The following is a 14,240-nucleotide window of genomic DNA, read 5'->3' on the forward strand; positions in this document are numbered from 1 at the left end:
TCCTGCATTTGTCGACCTGTTTCCGGGGATGACCGAGGTAAGGGCTTCTGCGCTGCATGGCATACACGCTATAGTGGCTTTCGCCTGCCAATCGGGTCGTCTGCGCCGGTGCTCTCCCAGATGTCAATACCGTTTGCTAAACCGTGGCGGCGGGTGGAAGGGCGATCCGAACGTAGCAGAGATCGTTGGGAGGTGTGCGCGGTGGTTCGAGTCCACTGACTTCCACCATCGTTCGCCACAAGCTATGTCCGCCTTTTAGTGCTTATTTGGTGTTCGCGCGGGACGACGGAAATTTTGTAAGGAGGGGCGCAGCGGAAAGCCGTGCGGGCATTGGCTCAGATCACAGTCTCAATTCAAAGTTAAATGAAATGTGATCACTCGCCGCCGAAAAATTTTGCACAATGGCGGCAGCGCGGCCCATGGCCGCGATTCCCCCCGGAGAACCCGGCCAGCCGGACCGGGGCCGGCCCGAACCGATACCCGGCACCGACGTGCCGCCGCCCGCCGCCATGGACCAACCGAAACGCATCCTGATCGTCGAGGACGACGCCGATATCGCCGACGTTTTGAGCCTGCACCTGCGCGACGAGCGCTACGAGGTCGTGCACAGCGCGGACGGCGCCGAGGGGCTGCGCCTGCTCGAACAGGGCGGCTGGGACGCGCTGATCCTCGACCTGATGCTGCCGGGCGTCGACGGCCTCGAAATCTGCCGACGCGCGCGCGCGATGACGCGCTACACGCCGATCATCATCACCAGTGCGCGTTCGAGCGAGGTGCACCGGATCCTCGGCCTCGAGCTCGGCGCCGACGACTATCTGGCCAAGCCGTTCTCGGTGCTCGAACTCGTCGCGCGCGTGAAGGCGCTGCTGCGGCGCGTCGATGCGCTCGCGCGCGATTCGCGGATCGACGCGGGCACGCTCGACGTCGCGGGGCTGGCGATCGACCCGATCGCGCGCGAGGCGAGCGTGGACGGCGCGCGCATCGACCTCACGCCGCGCGAATTCGACCTGCTGTATTTCTTCGCGCGGCACCCGGGCAAGGTGTTCTCGCGGATGGACCTGCTCAATGCCGTGTGGGGTTACCAGCACGAAGGCTACGAGCACACGGTCAACACCCACATCAACCGGCTGCGCGCGAAGATCGAGGCCGATCCGGCCGAGCCCGTGCGGATCCTCACCGTGTGGGGCCGCGGCTACAAGCTCGCCGCGCCGGGCCAGCGGGACGCATGATGAAGCTCACCCTTACCCAGCGGCTGTCGCTCGTGTTCTCGGTGCTGCTGCTTGCGTGCTCGGGCGCGTCCGCGTGGCTGCAGATCCGCGCGAACGACATGCGCGAGCAGGAAGTCGTGCAGGGGCTGTCGCGCGACCTGGCCGCCAACATCGTCAACAGCGTGACCCACAGCGCGCCGCTGATGGACGCGAACGGGCTGCGCCCGGACGCGGTGCGCACGCTGTTCGGGCAGTTGATGGGCGTGAACCCGAGCGTCGAGGTGTACCTGCTCGACAACGCGGGGCGGATCAAGGGCGACGATGCGCCGCCCGGCCACGTGAAGCGCGACCGCGTCGATCTCGCGCCCGTGCAGCGCTTCATCGCGGGCGAGCCGTTGCCGATCCTCGGCGACGATCCGCGCAGCCCCGATGCGCGCAAGGTGTTCAGCGCCGCGCCGCTGCAGCTGGCGGGGCAGCCGCCGTCGGGCTACATCTACGTGGTGCTGCTCGGCGAGGCGCACGACCAGCTGGCCGCGCGCGTCGACGCCGGCAACGTGCTGCGCACGACGCTGTGGTCGATGGCGCTGGTCGCGCTGCTCGGCCTGCTCGCGGGCCTCACCGCGTTCAGCTTCATCACGCGTCCGCTGCGCCGGCTGACGGACGCGATGCGCCGCTTCGACGCGAACGGCACGCCCGACACGCAGCCGCCGGTGCCGCGCTCGCGGCCGGGCCGGCGCGGCGACGACATCGTCGTGCTCGAATCCGCGTTCGCGCAGATGGCCGACCGGATCGGCGACCAGTGGCGCGCGCTGACGCACCAGGACCAGCAGCGGCGCGAACTGATCACGAACATCTCGCACGACCTGCGCACGCCGCTCACGTCGCTGCACGGCTACCTGGAGACGCTGTCGCTGAAGTCGGACACGCTCGCCGAGAACGAGCGGCGGCGCTACCTGTCGATCGCGCTCGCGCAGAGCGCGAAGGTCGGCCGGCTCGCGCAGGCGCTGTTCGAGCTCGCGCGGCTCGAATCGGGCGGCGTGCAGGCCGAGCGCGAACCGTTCTCGCTCGTCGATCTCGTGCAGGACGTGTTCCAGAAATTCGAGCTGACCGCGCAGGCGCGCGGCGTCGCGCTGCATGCGCGGATTCCGCCGCGGGTGCCGGTCGTATCGGCCGATCTCGGGATGATCGAGCGCGTGCTGACCAACCTGCTCGACAACGCGCTGCGGCACACGCCCGCGCACGGCGAGGTCGAGGTCGCGCTGGAGCCGCGCGGCGACCGCGTGCTCGTGACCGTGGCCGATACCGGCGAAGGGATTCCGGCGGCGCGGCGCGAAGGGCTGTTCCAGCGGCCGCAGCGGCCGATGAGCGGCGGCGCGGTGACGAGCGGCGGGCTCGGGCTGCTGATCGTGCACCGGATGCTGGCGCTCAACGGCAGCCGTATCCGGCTGGTCGACCGGGCCGGGCGCGGGGCGGTGTTCGAGTTCGCGCTGGCGGTGGCCACGCCCGCGGCCGGCGACGGGCGCTGATCGTCGCCCCTGCAATGCCGGTGTTCAACCGCCGCGCTTGCGCCGCACGTCGCTCGGCGTCATGCCGGTCCAGCGCTTGAACGCGTGGCGGAAACCCACCGCGTCGCTGAAGCCGAGCGTCGATGCGATGTCCTCGGTGCTGAGCGTGGTCGTGCTGAGATAGTCGATCGCGAGCGCCTTGCGCACGCTCGCCAGCAGTTCGCTGTACGACGTGCCTTCGGCTTCGAGCTTGCGGCGCAGCGTGCGCGACGTGATGCACAGGATCGCCGCGATCGCGTCGATGTCCGGAAACTGCCCGGGCGTGCGCGTGAGTTCCTGGTACACGCGCCGCGTGACACCGGCCTGGCTGCGCAATTCGTCGAGCAGGCTCGCGCAATGCGACGACACCTGCGCGGCGGTAATCGGATTCGCGAGCTGCGGCGCGCGCGTGAGCCACGCGGCCGGGTAGCTGAGCACATGATGCGGCTGGTCGAAGGCGATCGGGCACTCGAGCGCATCGGCCAGCCGCGCCGCGTGCGCCGGCTGCGGCTGCGCGAACTGCGCGCGCGCCGGCACGCACCACGCCCCCATCACGTCCTTGATGATCGTCACGTGCAGCGCGAACTGCATATCGATCAGGAAACAGTACAGCGGCTCGTCGAGGTCGGGGAGCGCGACTTCGTGCCGGTCGGGAAACTGCCACGACACGATGTCGCCCTGTTCGACCCAGCGGATCGCGAGCATGCCGTTCGCGAGCCGGTGATATTTGACGGCGGATTCGAACGCGTGCGCGAGCGATTCCGAACACAGCATCGCGTAGCCGTACATCCCGTAGCTCGACGCGTGCAGCCGGTGGCCGACGCGCACGCCGAGATCGGTGCCGTCGTAGCGGCCGATCGCGTTGCGCGCGGCCGTGAGGAACTGCAGCGGTGACGTGAGCGTGAACGGGTCCGCGACGGCGGCCGGCGTGAGGCCGGTGCCGTCGAGCACCGCGACCGGGTCGAGGCCGGCTTGCGTCGCCACGTCGAGCAGCACGGCCAGCTTGGCCGGCGTGAAGCGCTGCTGGCGCAACGCGTGGGTCGGCTCGACGTCCGGCAGGCGGGCTGCGCGGGCGGTCGTCGGGTTCAAGAGCGCACTGCGCGGCATGGGAGCATCCTGCGTCCGAATCGATATCGTTGACGGCACGCAATTCTGCTCGGGATCGGTCCCATGCGCCACAGGGTTCACCCTGATGCGCGTGCCGGTGCGACCCGGCGCAGCGGGCTTCGGTGGCACCCATGCCGCCGCAGCCGGCCTGGCGCGTGCCGGCCGGCCCGGTCGGCGGTGTCCGGCGAAGTTACCTGGACAGGTGCGGCCCGTATGTCCGTTTCGATCATCTTTTCGGCCGCCGGGATCATTTTCAAAGTGCGCCGCGCGGGCGATAGTCGCCGATCAGGCGATGGTCCGCGCTTCTCCGGCGTGCAGGCCATCGTGCGAACGGCGCGGCCGGCGCGCCGTCCCCCGTGGAGTGAGACATGACGAAGAGACACTGGACCGGGTCGTATGGCTCGATCCCCGCCGAGATCGATCCCGATCGCTTTCCTTCCATAAGCGCGGTGCTGGACGACGCGATGCGCCGATTCGCCGATCGCCCGGCGTTCCACTCGTATGGCCGCACGCTGACCTATGCCGACGTCGACCGCCTGTCGACCGCGCTGGCCGCCTACCTGCAGCAGGTCGTGGGCGTGCGCAAGGGCGATCGCGTGGCCGTGATGCTGCCCAACGTGCTCGCGTTTGCGGTTGCGTTCGTCGCGGTCGCGAAGATCGGCGCGATCCAGGTCAACGTGAATCCGCTCTATACGGCGCGCGAGCTCGAGCATCAGCTCAACGACGCGGGCGTCGAGGTCGCGCTGGTGTGCGGCGGGTCGATGGGCACGTTCGCCGAAGTGGTCGGCGGCACGCGCGTGCGCACCGTGCTGAGCGTCGGGCGTGGTGATCTCGGTGTCGTCGATGCGCCGCCCGGGACCTGCGACGCGCTGCCGCCCGGTTCGATCCCGCTCGCGCGCGCCATTGCCGCCGGCGAATCGCTCACGTTCGAACCGGTTGCGCTCGGCGGCGCGGACCTGCTGCTGCTGCAGTACACGGGCGGCACGACCGGCCTGTCGAAGGGCGCCGCGCTGTCGCACCGCAACCTCGTCGCGAACATCGAGCAGTTCGGGGCGATCGTGCCGGCCGCGCGCGTGCCGGGCGAGGAGGTCGTCGTCACGGCGATCCCGATGTATCACATCTTCGCGCTGACGGTGAACTTCCTGTCCTACTTCGCGATCGGCGCGCAGAACTGGCTGATCGCGAACCCGCGCGACATGGACGGCTTCATCGACGTGCTGAAGGCCGCGCGGCCGACGGTGTTCGTCGGCGTGAACACGCTGTACGCGGGGCTCGCCGGCCATCCGCGCCTGACGGAAGTCGACTGGTCGCGGCTGAAGCTGTCGGCCGGCGGCGGCGCGGCCGTGATCGACGTGATCTCGTCGCGCTGGAAGGCCGTGACGGGCAACTTCATCCGCGAGGGTTACGGGCTGTCGGAAACGTCGCCGGTCGTGTCGTTCAACCCGCAGTCGATCGACTCGTTCACGGGCACCACGGGCCTGCCGCTGCCGTCGACCGACGTGAAGCTGCTCGACGACCAGGACAACGAGGTGGCGATCGGCGGCGCGGGCGAGATCTGCGTGAAGGGGCCGCAGGTAATGGGCGGCTACTGGCGGAAACCGGAAGCGAATGCGGCCGCGTTCACGGCCGACGGCTATTTCCGCACCGGCGACGTCGGCGTGTTCGATGAAGCCGGGTTCCTGCGGATCGTCGACCGCAAGAAGGACATGATCATCGTGTCGGGCTTCAACGTGTATCCGAACGAGGTGGAAGCGGTCGCGACCGCCGTGCCCGGCGTGGCCGAGTGCGCGTGCATCGGCGTGCCGGACGTGCGCACGGGCGAGGCCGTGAAACTGTTCGTGGTGCTGGCGCAGGACGCCGACGTGACGGAGGAGCAACTCGTCGCGCATTGCCGCGAGAGCCTCGCGGCCTACAAGGTGCCGAAGCTGATTCGCTTCGTTGACCGGCTGCCGAAGTCGACGGTCGGCAAGATCCTGCGCCGGGAACTCAGCCGCACCGACTGATGGCGTCGGCGCGCCGCGCCGCGCAGTGTCCGGCGTGCCGATAGCCCGGAAGCCTCCGCGCGGGCCGCTCAAGTACAATGCGAGCGGTTCGATCGACGGGGACGCGATGACCGGTTCAGATTCACTTTCCGCCCAGCCCGGGCCCGCACCCGGGCGTGCGCTGCCGTCGCCGAGCGCGACGGTGCCGATCTCGCTCGTCAACGGCTTCCTCGCGAGCGCGGCCGTGCAGCGCGACGTGGTCGAGCGCTACCTGGGCGGGGCCGGCATCCCGCTCGAGCTGCTCGGCGAACCGCATGCGCGCGTGACGGAGGAACAGTTCTCGACGCTGTACCGCACGCTCGCGATCGAGCTCGACGACGAGATGCCCGGCATCTTCTCGCGCCCGCTGCGCGGCGGCACGCTGAAGTACCTGTGCCTGAGCCTGCTCGATGCGCGCAACCTCGAAACGGCGCTGCATCGCTTCGGGCAATTCTTCCATATCCTGCTCGACGATTTCTTCGTCGAATCGAAGCGCGACGGTCTCGTCGCGCAGACGGTGCTGCGCCCGAACGACGCCATCGGCCCGATCGGCGCGCTCGGCCAGGAGCTGATGCTCAAGCTCGTGCACGGCGTGTGCTCCTGGCTGATCGGGCAGAAGATCCCGCTGCTGCAGATCGAGTTCGCGTGCCCGCGGCCGCGCCATGCGGTCGAGCACCTGTACTTCTTCACCGGCGCCGTGCAGTTCGACTGCGAGCGCACGCTGATGCGCTTCAGCGCGGACTACCTCGACGCGCCGATCCGGCAGAGCAAGCGCAACCTGCGCAAGTTCCTCGCGCGCGCACCGGGCGACTGGATCTTCGAATCGTTCAGCGAACAGCTCGTGTGCCATCGCGTGCGGCAGTACCTGTCGGAAGCGTTGCCCGATCTGCCGGTGATCGACCAGGCGGCCGAACACCTGCATTGCTCGGTGCGCACGCTGAGCCGCCACCTGGCCGCCGAAGGGACGACGTTCCAGGCGCTCAAGGACGAACTGCGGCGCGACATCGCGATCCAGCGGCTGACCGATACGCCCGACACGATCGCGGCGATCGGCGCCGACATCGGCTTCGACGATCCGAGCGCGTTCCATCGCGCGTTCCGGCACTGGACAGGGAGCACGCCGGGCACTTACCGGCGGCGCGTGTAACGCGTCACGCGTGTTGCATCGCTTCAAGGTAGTCGGTTCCCATAACCGGATACCTTCGCGCGCTCCCATGGACGGCTCCCCTGGCGGAACGGTTTACGAATCGGCGGGACAGGCAGGGCGCCCGTTGCCGAAGCTGCGCACGGTGCTCGCGATCCGCGTGGCGAACTGCTCGATCATGCGCTGTTGCACCCGCACCATGTCCGCGTAGCCGCCGGGCGCCGCTTCGTTGAGCCGCGTGCTGCACGAAATGCGCGGGCCCGGCGTGCCCGGCGTGTCCTGCTGCACGCCGACGACCCAATCCGCTTCGAACTGGGCCATGCTCCCGGGCCACGCATCGAAGCGGCGCACCTGCGTGCGGATGCTCATGACGGTCTGGTTCGACGGACGCGGCAGGCCGGTGACGTTGCGCGCGCCCAGCTGCTCGACGAGCGCCGACGAAAGCGCCGCGCGCAGCTCGTCGCCGAGCGGCGCGACCCAGCGTTCGTTGTCGAGTATCCGCGCGGCGCCGGTCCCGCTGCGCACGACCATCTGCTGCTGGTCGAGCTGGGCGGGGATGCCGACCGGCAACACGTTGATCGCCAGCGGCGCGGCGGCGCGCGCGGTGGTCGACGTTGCCGTTGTCGTCGCGGACGTGGCCGGCGAGACCAGCGTGTAGTAATGCACCGGGTTCGACGCGCAGGCGGTCAGCGCGATGACGGCGCCGGCGCCCAGGGCGATCGTCCTGGCGCGAATCGGGAAGCTCATGGTTGTCGTGGCTCCTGCTGGACAGGCGAGGTGGAAGGGGCGACCGGCGCGATCGGCGCATGATCGGCGCCGGTGCCCCGGAGCAGCGCGTCGGGACGGCGGCCCAGCATGTCGGTGAGCGTGCGCAACGAGCGCGCGGTACGCTGGACTTCGGTCAGCGTGTTCGTCAGGTTTTCCTGAAGCGGGCCGTCCTCGGCGATGCCCTGGCGCAACGCGCCGAACGTCTGGTTCGCCTGGTCGAGCGCGCGCGTCGTCGACGGCAGCAACTGGCCGTTGACCTGCCTGAGCGTCGCGTCCAGGTTCGTCAGGCTCGAATCGACATGCTTGCCGATCGACGCCAGCGGCAACTTGTTGATCTTGTCGACGATGTCGGCGAGCTGCTCCGGCAGCTTGTCGAAGGTACTCGGCACGGTGGGCAAGGTCAGCGGCGTGGCATTCGCGTCGAACGGCACCTTCGGCGCGTTCTTCACGAAATCGAACGAAATGTAGAGCTGCTCCGTCAGCAGGTTGCCGGTACGTGCCTGCGCACGGAGCCCATGCTCGACCAGGCCGGCGAGAAACTGGGCCGCGCGCGGATTGCCGTTGCCTTCGGTCTTCTGCAGCTTCTCGATGACGGGGCCGAGCCGGTACGGATAGACCTTGACCATGACGATGGACTGGAAGCGTCGGGTGGTGCGGTCGAAGTCGAGCTGGGTCGAGACCACCTTGCCCATGTTGACGCCGGAGAATTCCACCGGCGCCCCGACCGCGAGCCCGCGCAACGGCTGCTCGAAACGCAGCCGGATGAGTTGGGATGGCCCGTCCGGCGCCGCCATCGCGGACGTTTCGTTGTCGGCGAGCGTAAACAGGTGGTTTGCACGGGCCGCCGCCGCATCGCTGTCTTCCGGCGTCGCGAACGCGATGCCGCCGCCCACGATCGTCGCGACCGACTGGGTCTTCAGCTTCAGGCCGTTCGCGTCGAGCGACAGATCCATCCCGCTCGCGTTCCAGAAGCGCGTATCGGTCGTCACCAGCCGGTCGTACGGCGCATCGATGAACACCTGCAGATTCATGTCGTGGCGCTGCATGTCGAGCTTGTACGACGCGACGTGGCCGACCATCAGGTGGCGGTAATAGACCGGCGAGCCGATATCGAGCGAGCCGAGATCGGTGGCGCGCAACGCGAAGCTCGTCCCCGGCATGCCGTTGATGACGGTGGGCGGCGTCTCGAGCCCGGTGTAGGCCTTGCGCGATTGCGTCGAGCCGCCCGTGTCCATGCCGATGTAGGCGCCGGAGAACAGCGTATCGATGCCCGATACGCCGCTCATGCCGACGCGCGGCCGCACGACCCAGAAGCGCGTGTCGTCGCGAATGAGGTTGCGCGCATTCTTCACGAACGACACCGTCGCGACGACGTGCGAACTGTCGTCGCTCAGCGAGATGGCGGTCACGGTGCCGATCACGACGTCCTTGTACTTGACGGGCGTCTTGCCGGCCTCGAGGCCTTGCGCGGTGTTGAACGTGATCGTGATTTCCGGTCCGACGGACAACCACGCGTGGATCACCATCGACAGGCCGATCAATGCCGCGACGAGCGGCACGAGCCAGACGAGCGAAAGCCGCAGGCGGTTGCGCGTCACGGGCGGGTCGTGGGGTTCGAGGCCTTGCGGGCCGGATGGAGGATTCATGCTTCTTCGGCGTCCCAAATGAGGCGTGGGTCAAAACTCATCGCAGACAGCATCGTGAGAATGACGACCATGCCGAAAAACAAAATGCCGGCGCGCGGCTCGATCTCGGACAGCGGACCGAACTTCACCAGCGCACAGATGATCGCGACGACCAGCACGTCGAGCATCGACCAGTAGCCGACCAGCTCGACCGCGCGATACAGCACGGCCCGCTCGCGCATGGCCGACACGCTGCGCCGGCCCGTCGTGACGAGCAACATGCCGAGCGCGAGAAACTTCGTGCACGGCACGACGACGCTCGCGATGAAGATCACCGACGCGATGCCGTACGAGCCGGCTTTCCAGAACACCACGACGCCGCTGAGAATCGTCGATTCGCTGTGGCTGCCGAGCAGCGTGGTGCGCATCACCGGCAACAGGTTGGCCGGGAGATAGAAGATCAGGCTGGCGATCAGCAGCGCCCACGCGCGCACGAGGCTGTCCGGGCGACGCGCGTGCAGTGCCGACCCGCAGCGCGGGCAGCGTTGCGCTGCGGCGGCATGCGCGTGCGCATCCTGCGCGGCGCAGGCGGGGGGCCGGCAGACGAGGCCGCACGCATGGCACCCGACCATGCCTAGCTCGCTGGCGCGCACGGGCAGGCTCACGGGCGGCCTCCGGCGGGTTTCACCGGCACGACCCAGTCCCACAGCTGGCGCGCATCGTGGCCCGCGATCAGCGGGATCAGCACCATCAGCACGGCCGTGGCCCACAAGCCGGCGCCGGGAATGATCTGCATGAGGCTGGACAGCTTGATGATGGCGATCAGGATGCCGAGCAATCCGACCTCGATCATGCTCCACGGCCGCAGCGCGACGAGTAGCCGCATCAGCGGGCCGAATGCCGGCGCGCGATGCCCTGCACGGGCAAAGGCCAGCAACCAGATCAGCGTGGCGATCTGCAGGAACGGCACCACCACGATGGCGAGCGCCGTCGGAATCGCGATCGGCGCGGCGTAGCCTTTGGCCAGCGCGAGCGCGGATTGCCACAGCGTGGCTTCGCTGTGCAGCCCCTGCACGCTGATCCGCATGATCGGGCAGAGGTTGGCGATGGCAAACACCACGCCTGCCGCAATCGCCAGCGCGAGCCACCGGTCGATATCGAGCCAGCTCGAGCGAAACAGCACGGCCGAACAGCGCTCGCAACGCGCGACCTCGTGCGGCGCCAGCGCGCGGCGTCGGTAGACGCTGTCGCAATGCTCGCAGGCGATCAGGGCTGGAAACGTGTCCATGGGTTCGTGTTGCTCGCGCATGCGGTCTCGTTGATGGGCTTCGCAGTGTGCTGGGCGTCGATGGACGCTTTTGTGCGGTTTGATGGAGAAATGATGGAGCCGGAGCGGGCTCGAAGGCGTTGCGTCTCCATCGATGGCGATCGCGTCACGCCTTCGCGGAAATGGCGCGGAGTTCCTCGAGATCGAGGTCGCGCGTCAGTTCGTGCAGCGTGTGCTCGTCGATGTCGCCGGCGCGATAGAGGCGCATGAGCTCGGTCCGACCCGCCGCGATCAATGCCAGCACGGTGTCCGAACGTGCAACGAGGTGGGGCTTGTATTCGTCGGCGTGGCGCGCGTAGCGGGCCATGTCCTCGGCCTTGTGCCGGTGAATGTCCAGGAGCATCGGGTGAACGAGTTCGCCTGCCGCGTTGTAGGCCCGTTTTGCCATCAACTCGTACTGCACCTTGGCAATCACGGCCTGCGCCTCGCTCATGCTCAGGCGAGGCTGGTCGCTTTCCGGCGCCGCGAGCCCGGTCCAGCGGATCAGGGCGCCGAGCGACTGCCCCTGCACCAGCACGGTGGCGAGGATGACGGCAATGGCGGTGACGAGGATGAAGTCGCGCCCCGGAAAACTGTCCGGCAGGCTGGCGGCGAGCGCCAGGGTGATCACCCCTCGCATGCCGGCCCAGCTCAATACCGTGGCATCGGCCAGCCCGAGCGGATGGAAGCGCGTCACCCCCAGCTTCCGCAGCAGGATGAGCGCGACGTCCGACACATACACCCAGGCAAACCGCGCGAGGATGACGGCCAGCACGACGATCAGCACCGGCACGCCCATCTCCGCGAGCATCGAGTCGAGCCCGTCGCCCCGCTGGATCAACTCATGCAGCGAGGATCCGATGATCAGGAACACGAACGCCTCGAGAATGAAGATCGTGACGGACCAGAAGCCGGTGCCGTACAGGCGCGCCGACGCGCCGAGCACGCGGTGCTGGAACCAGGCGCAGATGAGGCCCGTCGTCACCGTGGCGATCACCCCCGACACGTGGAAGCGCTCGGCCAGCAGATAGGCGCCCCACGCACACAGCGGGCCGGCGGCGATGACCAGGCTGTCTTCGTCGAGATGGCGCATCAGGATGACCCACGCGCCCCCCACGAGCGCGCCGACCAGTACGCCGCCCAGCGCGAGCAGGGCGAAGCTGCCGAGGGCTCCGGCCGGACTGAACAGGCCCGTCACGCCCGCTGCCACCGCGAAGCGGAACAGCACGAGGCCCGTTGCGTCGTTGAACAGGCTCTCGCCCTCCAGGAGGATCAGGAGGCGGCGCGGCAGTTTCACCCGCTGCAGCGCGGCGCGGGCCGACACCGCATCCGGCGGCGCGACCAGCGCGCCCAGGGCCGCGCAGGCGGCCCAGGGCAGGGCGGGCACGAGCCAGTGCGCGACGAGGGCCACCACGACCGTGGTGAAGAGCACCGCCCCGATCGCCAACGCCCCGACGCCCAGCATGTGCCGGCGCAGATGGTCGAGCGAGATGCCCAGGGCGCTGTCCATCAGCAACGGGGGCAGGAAAATCACCAGCACCAGTTCCGGATCGATATGCACCTCGGGCAGGCCGGGCAGGAAGGCGATGAAACCGCCGCCGATGATCAGCGCGACGGCAGGGGGCAGCCCGAGCTTGTGCCCGACGTAGTGCAAGACAAGGATCGCCAGCAGCAGCGCGATCATCAATTCGAAAATAGCCATGGTGAGGGTTCTGTAGTCGGCGCTTCAGCGCTTCGGTGGTGAGCGGCCCATGAGCGCTTCGGCCGGATGGAAGGCGCACTGAGTGGCCCGGTTTCCAGGAGCCTGGCAGCGTCGGCGCCCGGCCGGGAGCGGGAAGGGCGCGACGTCTATGTCGTGATCCGCGCAAAGTCGATGCAGGCGATGTGAATCGCGAGAATCATCGCGGACGCGTTCGTCGGTCGGCCATTTCGCACGCTTGGCCGAAATATCTCGTCGCCGGGGGTGATGGGCATACCGCTCATCGCGCATATCCCTGCCCGTCTGGCGAATCCCTTGTGCCAGTTTTGATAGCCGTAATGTCCGCCCGTCGAATCCCGCCACGAAAGCACCACCGTGCTGGACGTCGGTCGATCCAGGATGTCGATCGTCGCGCTGCACCTCGATCGATCGCCCGAAGTCATTTTTCTGCGTGAATCAAGTGCGCCGTCGTTGCGCTGCCGGTTGATTCGCGCGCCGTCGCTGCATGCGTTGAGTGAGTGCATCATGTGGCGCCAGCGTTCCTCCGGTTCGATTGCGCCGATCGGGATCAACGTTACGCGGCCGATCCGTGCATCGCCGCTGCTTTCCCGTTCGCGAGCATCGCCATCGATCGACGAAGCGACATTGCCCTGATTGCTCATTTCGACCCTCGCTGCGCGCATGCGGTTGATCAGATCTCTGGAAAAGACGTTTTTCCGATGACGATTCGAAAACAACGGAATCGCAGCGTGGTGGCCGGCGTGCAATGCGCGTCGGCCTGTTGCTATGAGCCCGTTGCGCGCGCCAGTCTGACGAGATCGACGATCGTCGCGACCAGCGCGGCCAGCAAGACGGCCGCCAGCATCAGATAGCTCGGCGTCTCCCGGATCACCACCGCGATCGGGTTGTCGGTCGCGGGAGACGACACGGCCACGAGCAGGCCGTAGGCGACGAACCATCCGGTCGCGATCGTCAGCACGACTGCGACCGTCAGGAGTCCGACGATCCGCGCCATGTGCCTTGTGCCGCCGCGATCCGTGACGCGCGTTCACTGGCTGCTGCGCAGCCGGTAGCCGACTCCGCGCATCACCTCCGGCACCCCGGATGCGCCCGCGCATTCGAGCTTCTTGCGCAGCCGGCTGATGTGGCTGTCGACGGTGCGCTCCAGCGCATCGACGTCGGCAAGGCAGGCGTCGATCAGTTCGCTGCGCGTGAACACGCGGTTCGGCGAGCCGGCCAGGTGCGCGAGCAGCCGGAATTCGGTCAGCGTCAGCGAGACGCCGGTTTCTCCGGTGTCGGTGCGGACCGTGGTCAGATAGCTTTGCGTGTCGATTTCAAGGTTGCCGACCTTGAGGAAGCGCCCGGACGTGGCCGTTTCGACACGACGCAGGATCGCGCGGATGCGCGCGACCACCTCGGCCGGATTGAACGGTTTCGTGATGTAGTCGTCCGCGCCGAAACGCAGCCCCTGCAAGCGATCGATCTCGCGGTCGAGCGCCGTGATGATGACGATCGGCGTGTCGCTGCGGCGGCGCAGTTCGACCAGGACTTCCCAGCCGTCCTTCTTCGGCATCCTGACGTCGAGCAGGATCAGGTCGGGCTTCAGGACGGGCTCCACGTCGAGCGCGGCCTGGCCGTGATCGACGCGGTAGGTGCGAAAGCCGTCGTGGGCGAGGTACGCGTCGAGTATGTCGGCGATTTCCGGATCGTCTTCGGCAATGAGTATCAGAGGGTTCATCGGGTTCACTGGAAGTGAGCGTGTTGGCGATCCGGCGGCGCGGCACGTGCGCCGCCGGACTTCACCGTGCTTTCAGGCGT

General features: G+C 68.0%; 13 protein-coding genes. 4 read left to right on the top strand and 9 right to left on the bottom strand.

All coding sequences use genetic code 11. From position 1 onward, the window contains the following. Positions 1–509: 509 nt before the first annotated feature. Together CFB39_RS37200 and CFB39_RS37205 are read left to right on the top strand one after the other, a co-directional pair. Entirely contained in the window at positions 510–1,229 is a 720-nt protein-coding gene (locus CFB39_RS37200; RefSeq protein WP_039353478.1) for a response regulator transcription factor, read from the top strand. Further along, positions 1,229–2,734: a HAMP domain-containing sensor histidine kinase gene (locus CFB39_RS37205; RefSeq protein ID WP_089476779.1), complete on the top strand. Its 1,506-nt coding sequence runs from the start codon at positions 1,229–1,231 to the stop codon at positions 2,732–2,734. Before CFB39_RS37200 ends, CFB39_RS37205 begins: the two co-directional genes overlap by 1 nt. Positions 2,735–2,758: 24 nt before the next feature. On the opposite strand, the gene CFB39_RS37210 is transcribed toward CFB39_RS37205, so the two are convergent. Further along, positions 2,759–3,859 (bottom strand): AraC family transcriptional regulator, encoded by a 1,101-nt coding sequence (locus tag CFB39_RS37210; protein ID WP_089476780.1) that lies wholly within the window; start codon positions 3,857–3,859, stop codon positions 2,759–2,761. A gap of 368 nt (positions 3,860–4,227) precedes the next feature. On the opposite strand from CFB39_RS37210, the gene CFB39_RS37215 reads away from it, so the two are divergent. Both CFB39_RS37215 and CFB39_RS37220 read left to right on the top strand, forming a co-directional pair. Beyond that, positions 4,228–5,862: an AMP-binding protein gene (locus CFB39_RS37215; RefSeq protein ID WP_089476781.1), complete on the top strand. Its 1,635-nt coding sequence runs from the start codon at positions 4,228–4,230 to the stop codon at positions 5,860–5,862. A 106-nt stretch (positions 5,863–5,968) separates the two neighbouring features. After that, positions 5,969–7,027, top strand: a complete 1,059-nt coding sequence (locus CFB39_RS37220; protein WP_373452767.1) for an AraC family transcriptional regulator — start codon at positions 5,969–5,971, stop codon at positions 7,025–7,027. A gap of 93 nt (positions 7,028–7,120) precedes the next feature. Here the strand turns inward: CFB39_RS37220 and CFB39_RS37225 are convergent, their stop codons facing one another. From CFB39_RS37225 to CFB39_RS37255, 8 genes are all read right to left on the bottom strand, one after another. Further along, the gene (locus CFB39_RS37225) at positions 7,121–7,771 is read right to left on the bottom strand and encodes a membrane integrity-associated transporter subunit PqiC (RefSeq protein ID WP_089476782.1); all 651 of its coding nucleotides are present in this window, start codon (positions 7,769–7,771) and stop codon (positions 7,121–7,123) included. After that, the gene (locus CFB39_RS37230; RefSeq protein ID WP_089476783.1) at positions 7,768–9,438 is read right to left on the bottom strand and encodes an intermembrane transport protein PqiB; all 1,671 of its coding nucleotides are present in this window, start codon (positions 9,436–9,438) and stop codon (positions 7,768–7,770) included. Before CFB39_RS37230 ends, CFB39_RS37225 begins: the two co-directional genes overlap by 4 nt. Next, positions 9,435–10,082: a paraquat-inducible protein A gene (locus tag CFB39_RS37235; protein WP_089476784.1), complete on the bottom strand. Its 648-nt coding sequence runs from the start codon at positions 10,080–10,082 to the stop codon at positions 9,435–9,437. Before CFB39_RS37235 ends, CFB39_RS37230 begins: the two co-directional genes overlap by 4 nt. Next, positions 10,079–10,726, bottom strand: coding sequence for a paraquat-inducible protein A (locus CFB39_RS37240; protein WP_089476785.1), 648 nt, complete (start codon positions 10,724–10,726; stop codon positions 10,079–10,081). The genes CFB39_RS37235 and CFB39_RS37240 overlap by 4 nt, the downstream gene beginning before the upstream one ends. A 124-nt stretch (positions 10,727–10,850) precedes the next feature. After that, positions 10,851–12,425: a Na+/H+ antiporter gene (locus tag CFB39_RS37245; protein WP_089476786.1), complete on the bottom strand. Its 1,575-nt coding sequence runs from the start codon at positions 12,423–12,425 to the stop codon at positions 10,851–10,853. Positions 12,426–12,571: 146 nt separating this feature from the next. After that, positions 12,572–13,084, bottom strand: a complete 513-nt coding sequence (locus CFB39_RS40435; RefSeq protein WP_179257796.1) for a DUF3331 domain-containing protein — start codon at positions 13,082–13,084, stop codon at positions 12,572–12,574. 122 nt (positions 13,085–13,206) lie between these two features. Continuing rightward, positions 13,207–13,437, bottom strand: a complete 231-nt coding sequence (locus tag CFB39_RS40440; protein WP_179257797.1) for a hypothetical protein — start codon at positions 13,435–13,437, stop codon at positions 13,207–13,209. A gap of 33 nt (positions 13,438–13,470) precedes the next feature. Further along, positions 13,471–14,160 carry a response regulator gene (locus CFB39_RS37255; RefSeq protein ID WP_089476788.1) on the bottom strand — a complete coding sequence of 230 codons (690 nt, stop codon included), beginning with the start codon at positions 14,158–14,160 and terminating at the stop codon, positions 13,471–13,473. Positions 14,161–14,240 lie beyond the last annotated feature (80 nt).

The sequence above is a fragment of the Burkholderia sp. AU6039 genome (assembly GCF_002223365.1).
Lineage (GTDB): Bacteria > Pseudomonadota > Gammaproteobacteria > Burkholderiales > Burkholderiaceae > Burkholderia.

Coding starts and splice junctions, on each gene's coding strand:
- CFB39_RS37200 (WP_039353478.1), top strand. CDS start 510: ATGGACCAACCGAAACGCATCCTGATCGTCGAGGACGACGCCGATATC.
- CFB39_RS37205 (WP_089476779.1), top strand. CDS start 1,229: ATGAAGCTCACCCTTACCCAGCGGCTGTCGCTCGTGTTCTCGGTGCTG.
- CFB39_RS37210 (WP_089476780.1), bottom strand. CDS start 3,859: ATGCCGCGCAGTGCGCTCTTGAACCCGACGACCGCCCGCGCAGCCCGC.
- CFB39_RS37215 (WP_089476781.1), top strand. CDS start 4,228: ATGACGAAGAGACACTGGACCGGGTCGTATGGCTCGATCCCCGCCGAG.
- CFB39_RS37220 (WP_373452767.1), top strand. CDS start 5,969: ATGACCGGTTCAGATTCACTTTCCGCCCAGCCCGGGCCCGCACCCGGG.
- CFB39_RS37225 (WP_089476782.1), bottom strand. CDS start 7,771: ATGAGCTTCCCGATTCGCGCCAGGACGATCGCCCTGGGCGCCGGCGCC.
- CFB39_RS37230 (WP_089476783.1), bottom strand. CDS start 9,438: ATGAATCCTCCATCCGGCCCGCAAGGCCTCGAACCCCACGACCCGCCC.
- CFB39_RS37240 (WP_089476785.1), bottom strand. CDS start 10,726: ATGCGCGAGCAACACGAACCCATGGACACGTTTCCAGCCCTGATCGCC.
- CFB39_RS37245 (WP_089476786.1), bottom strand. CDS start 12,425: ATGGCTATTTTCGAATTGATGATCGCGCTGCTGCTGGCGATCCTTGTC.
- CFB39_RS40435 (WP_179257796.1), bottom strand. CDS start 13,084: ATGAGCAATCAGGGCAATGTCGCTTCGTCGATCGATGGCGATGCTCGC.
- CFB39_RS40440 (WP_179257797.1), bottom strand. CDS start 13,437: ATGGCGCGGATCGTCGGACTCCTGACGGTCGCAGTCGTGCTGACGATC.
- CFB39_RS37255 (WP_089476788.1), bottom strand. CDS start 14,160: ATGAACCCTCTGATACTCATTGCCGAAGACGATCCGGAAATCGCCGAC.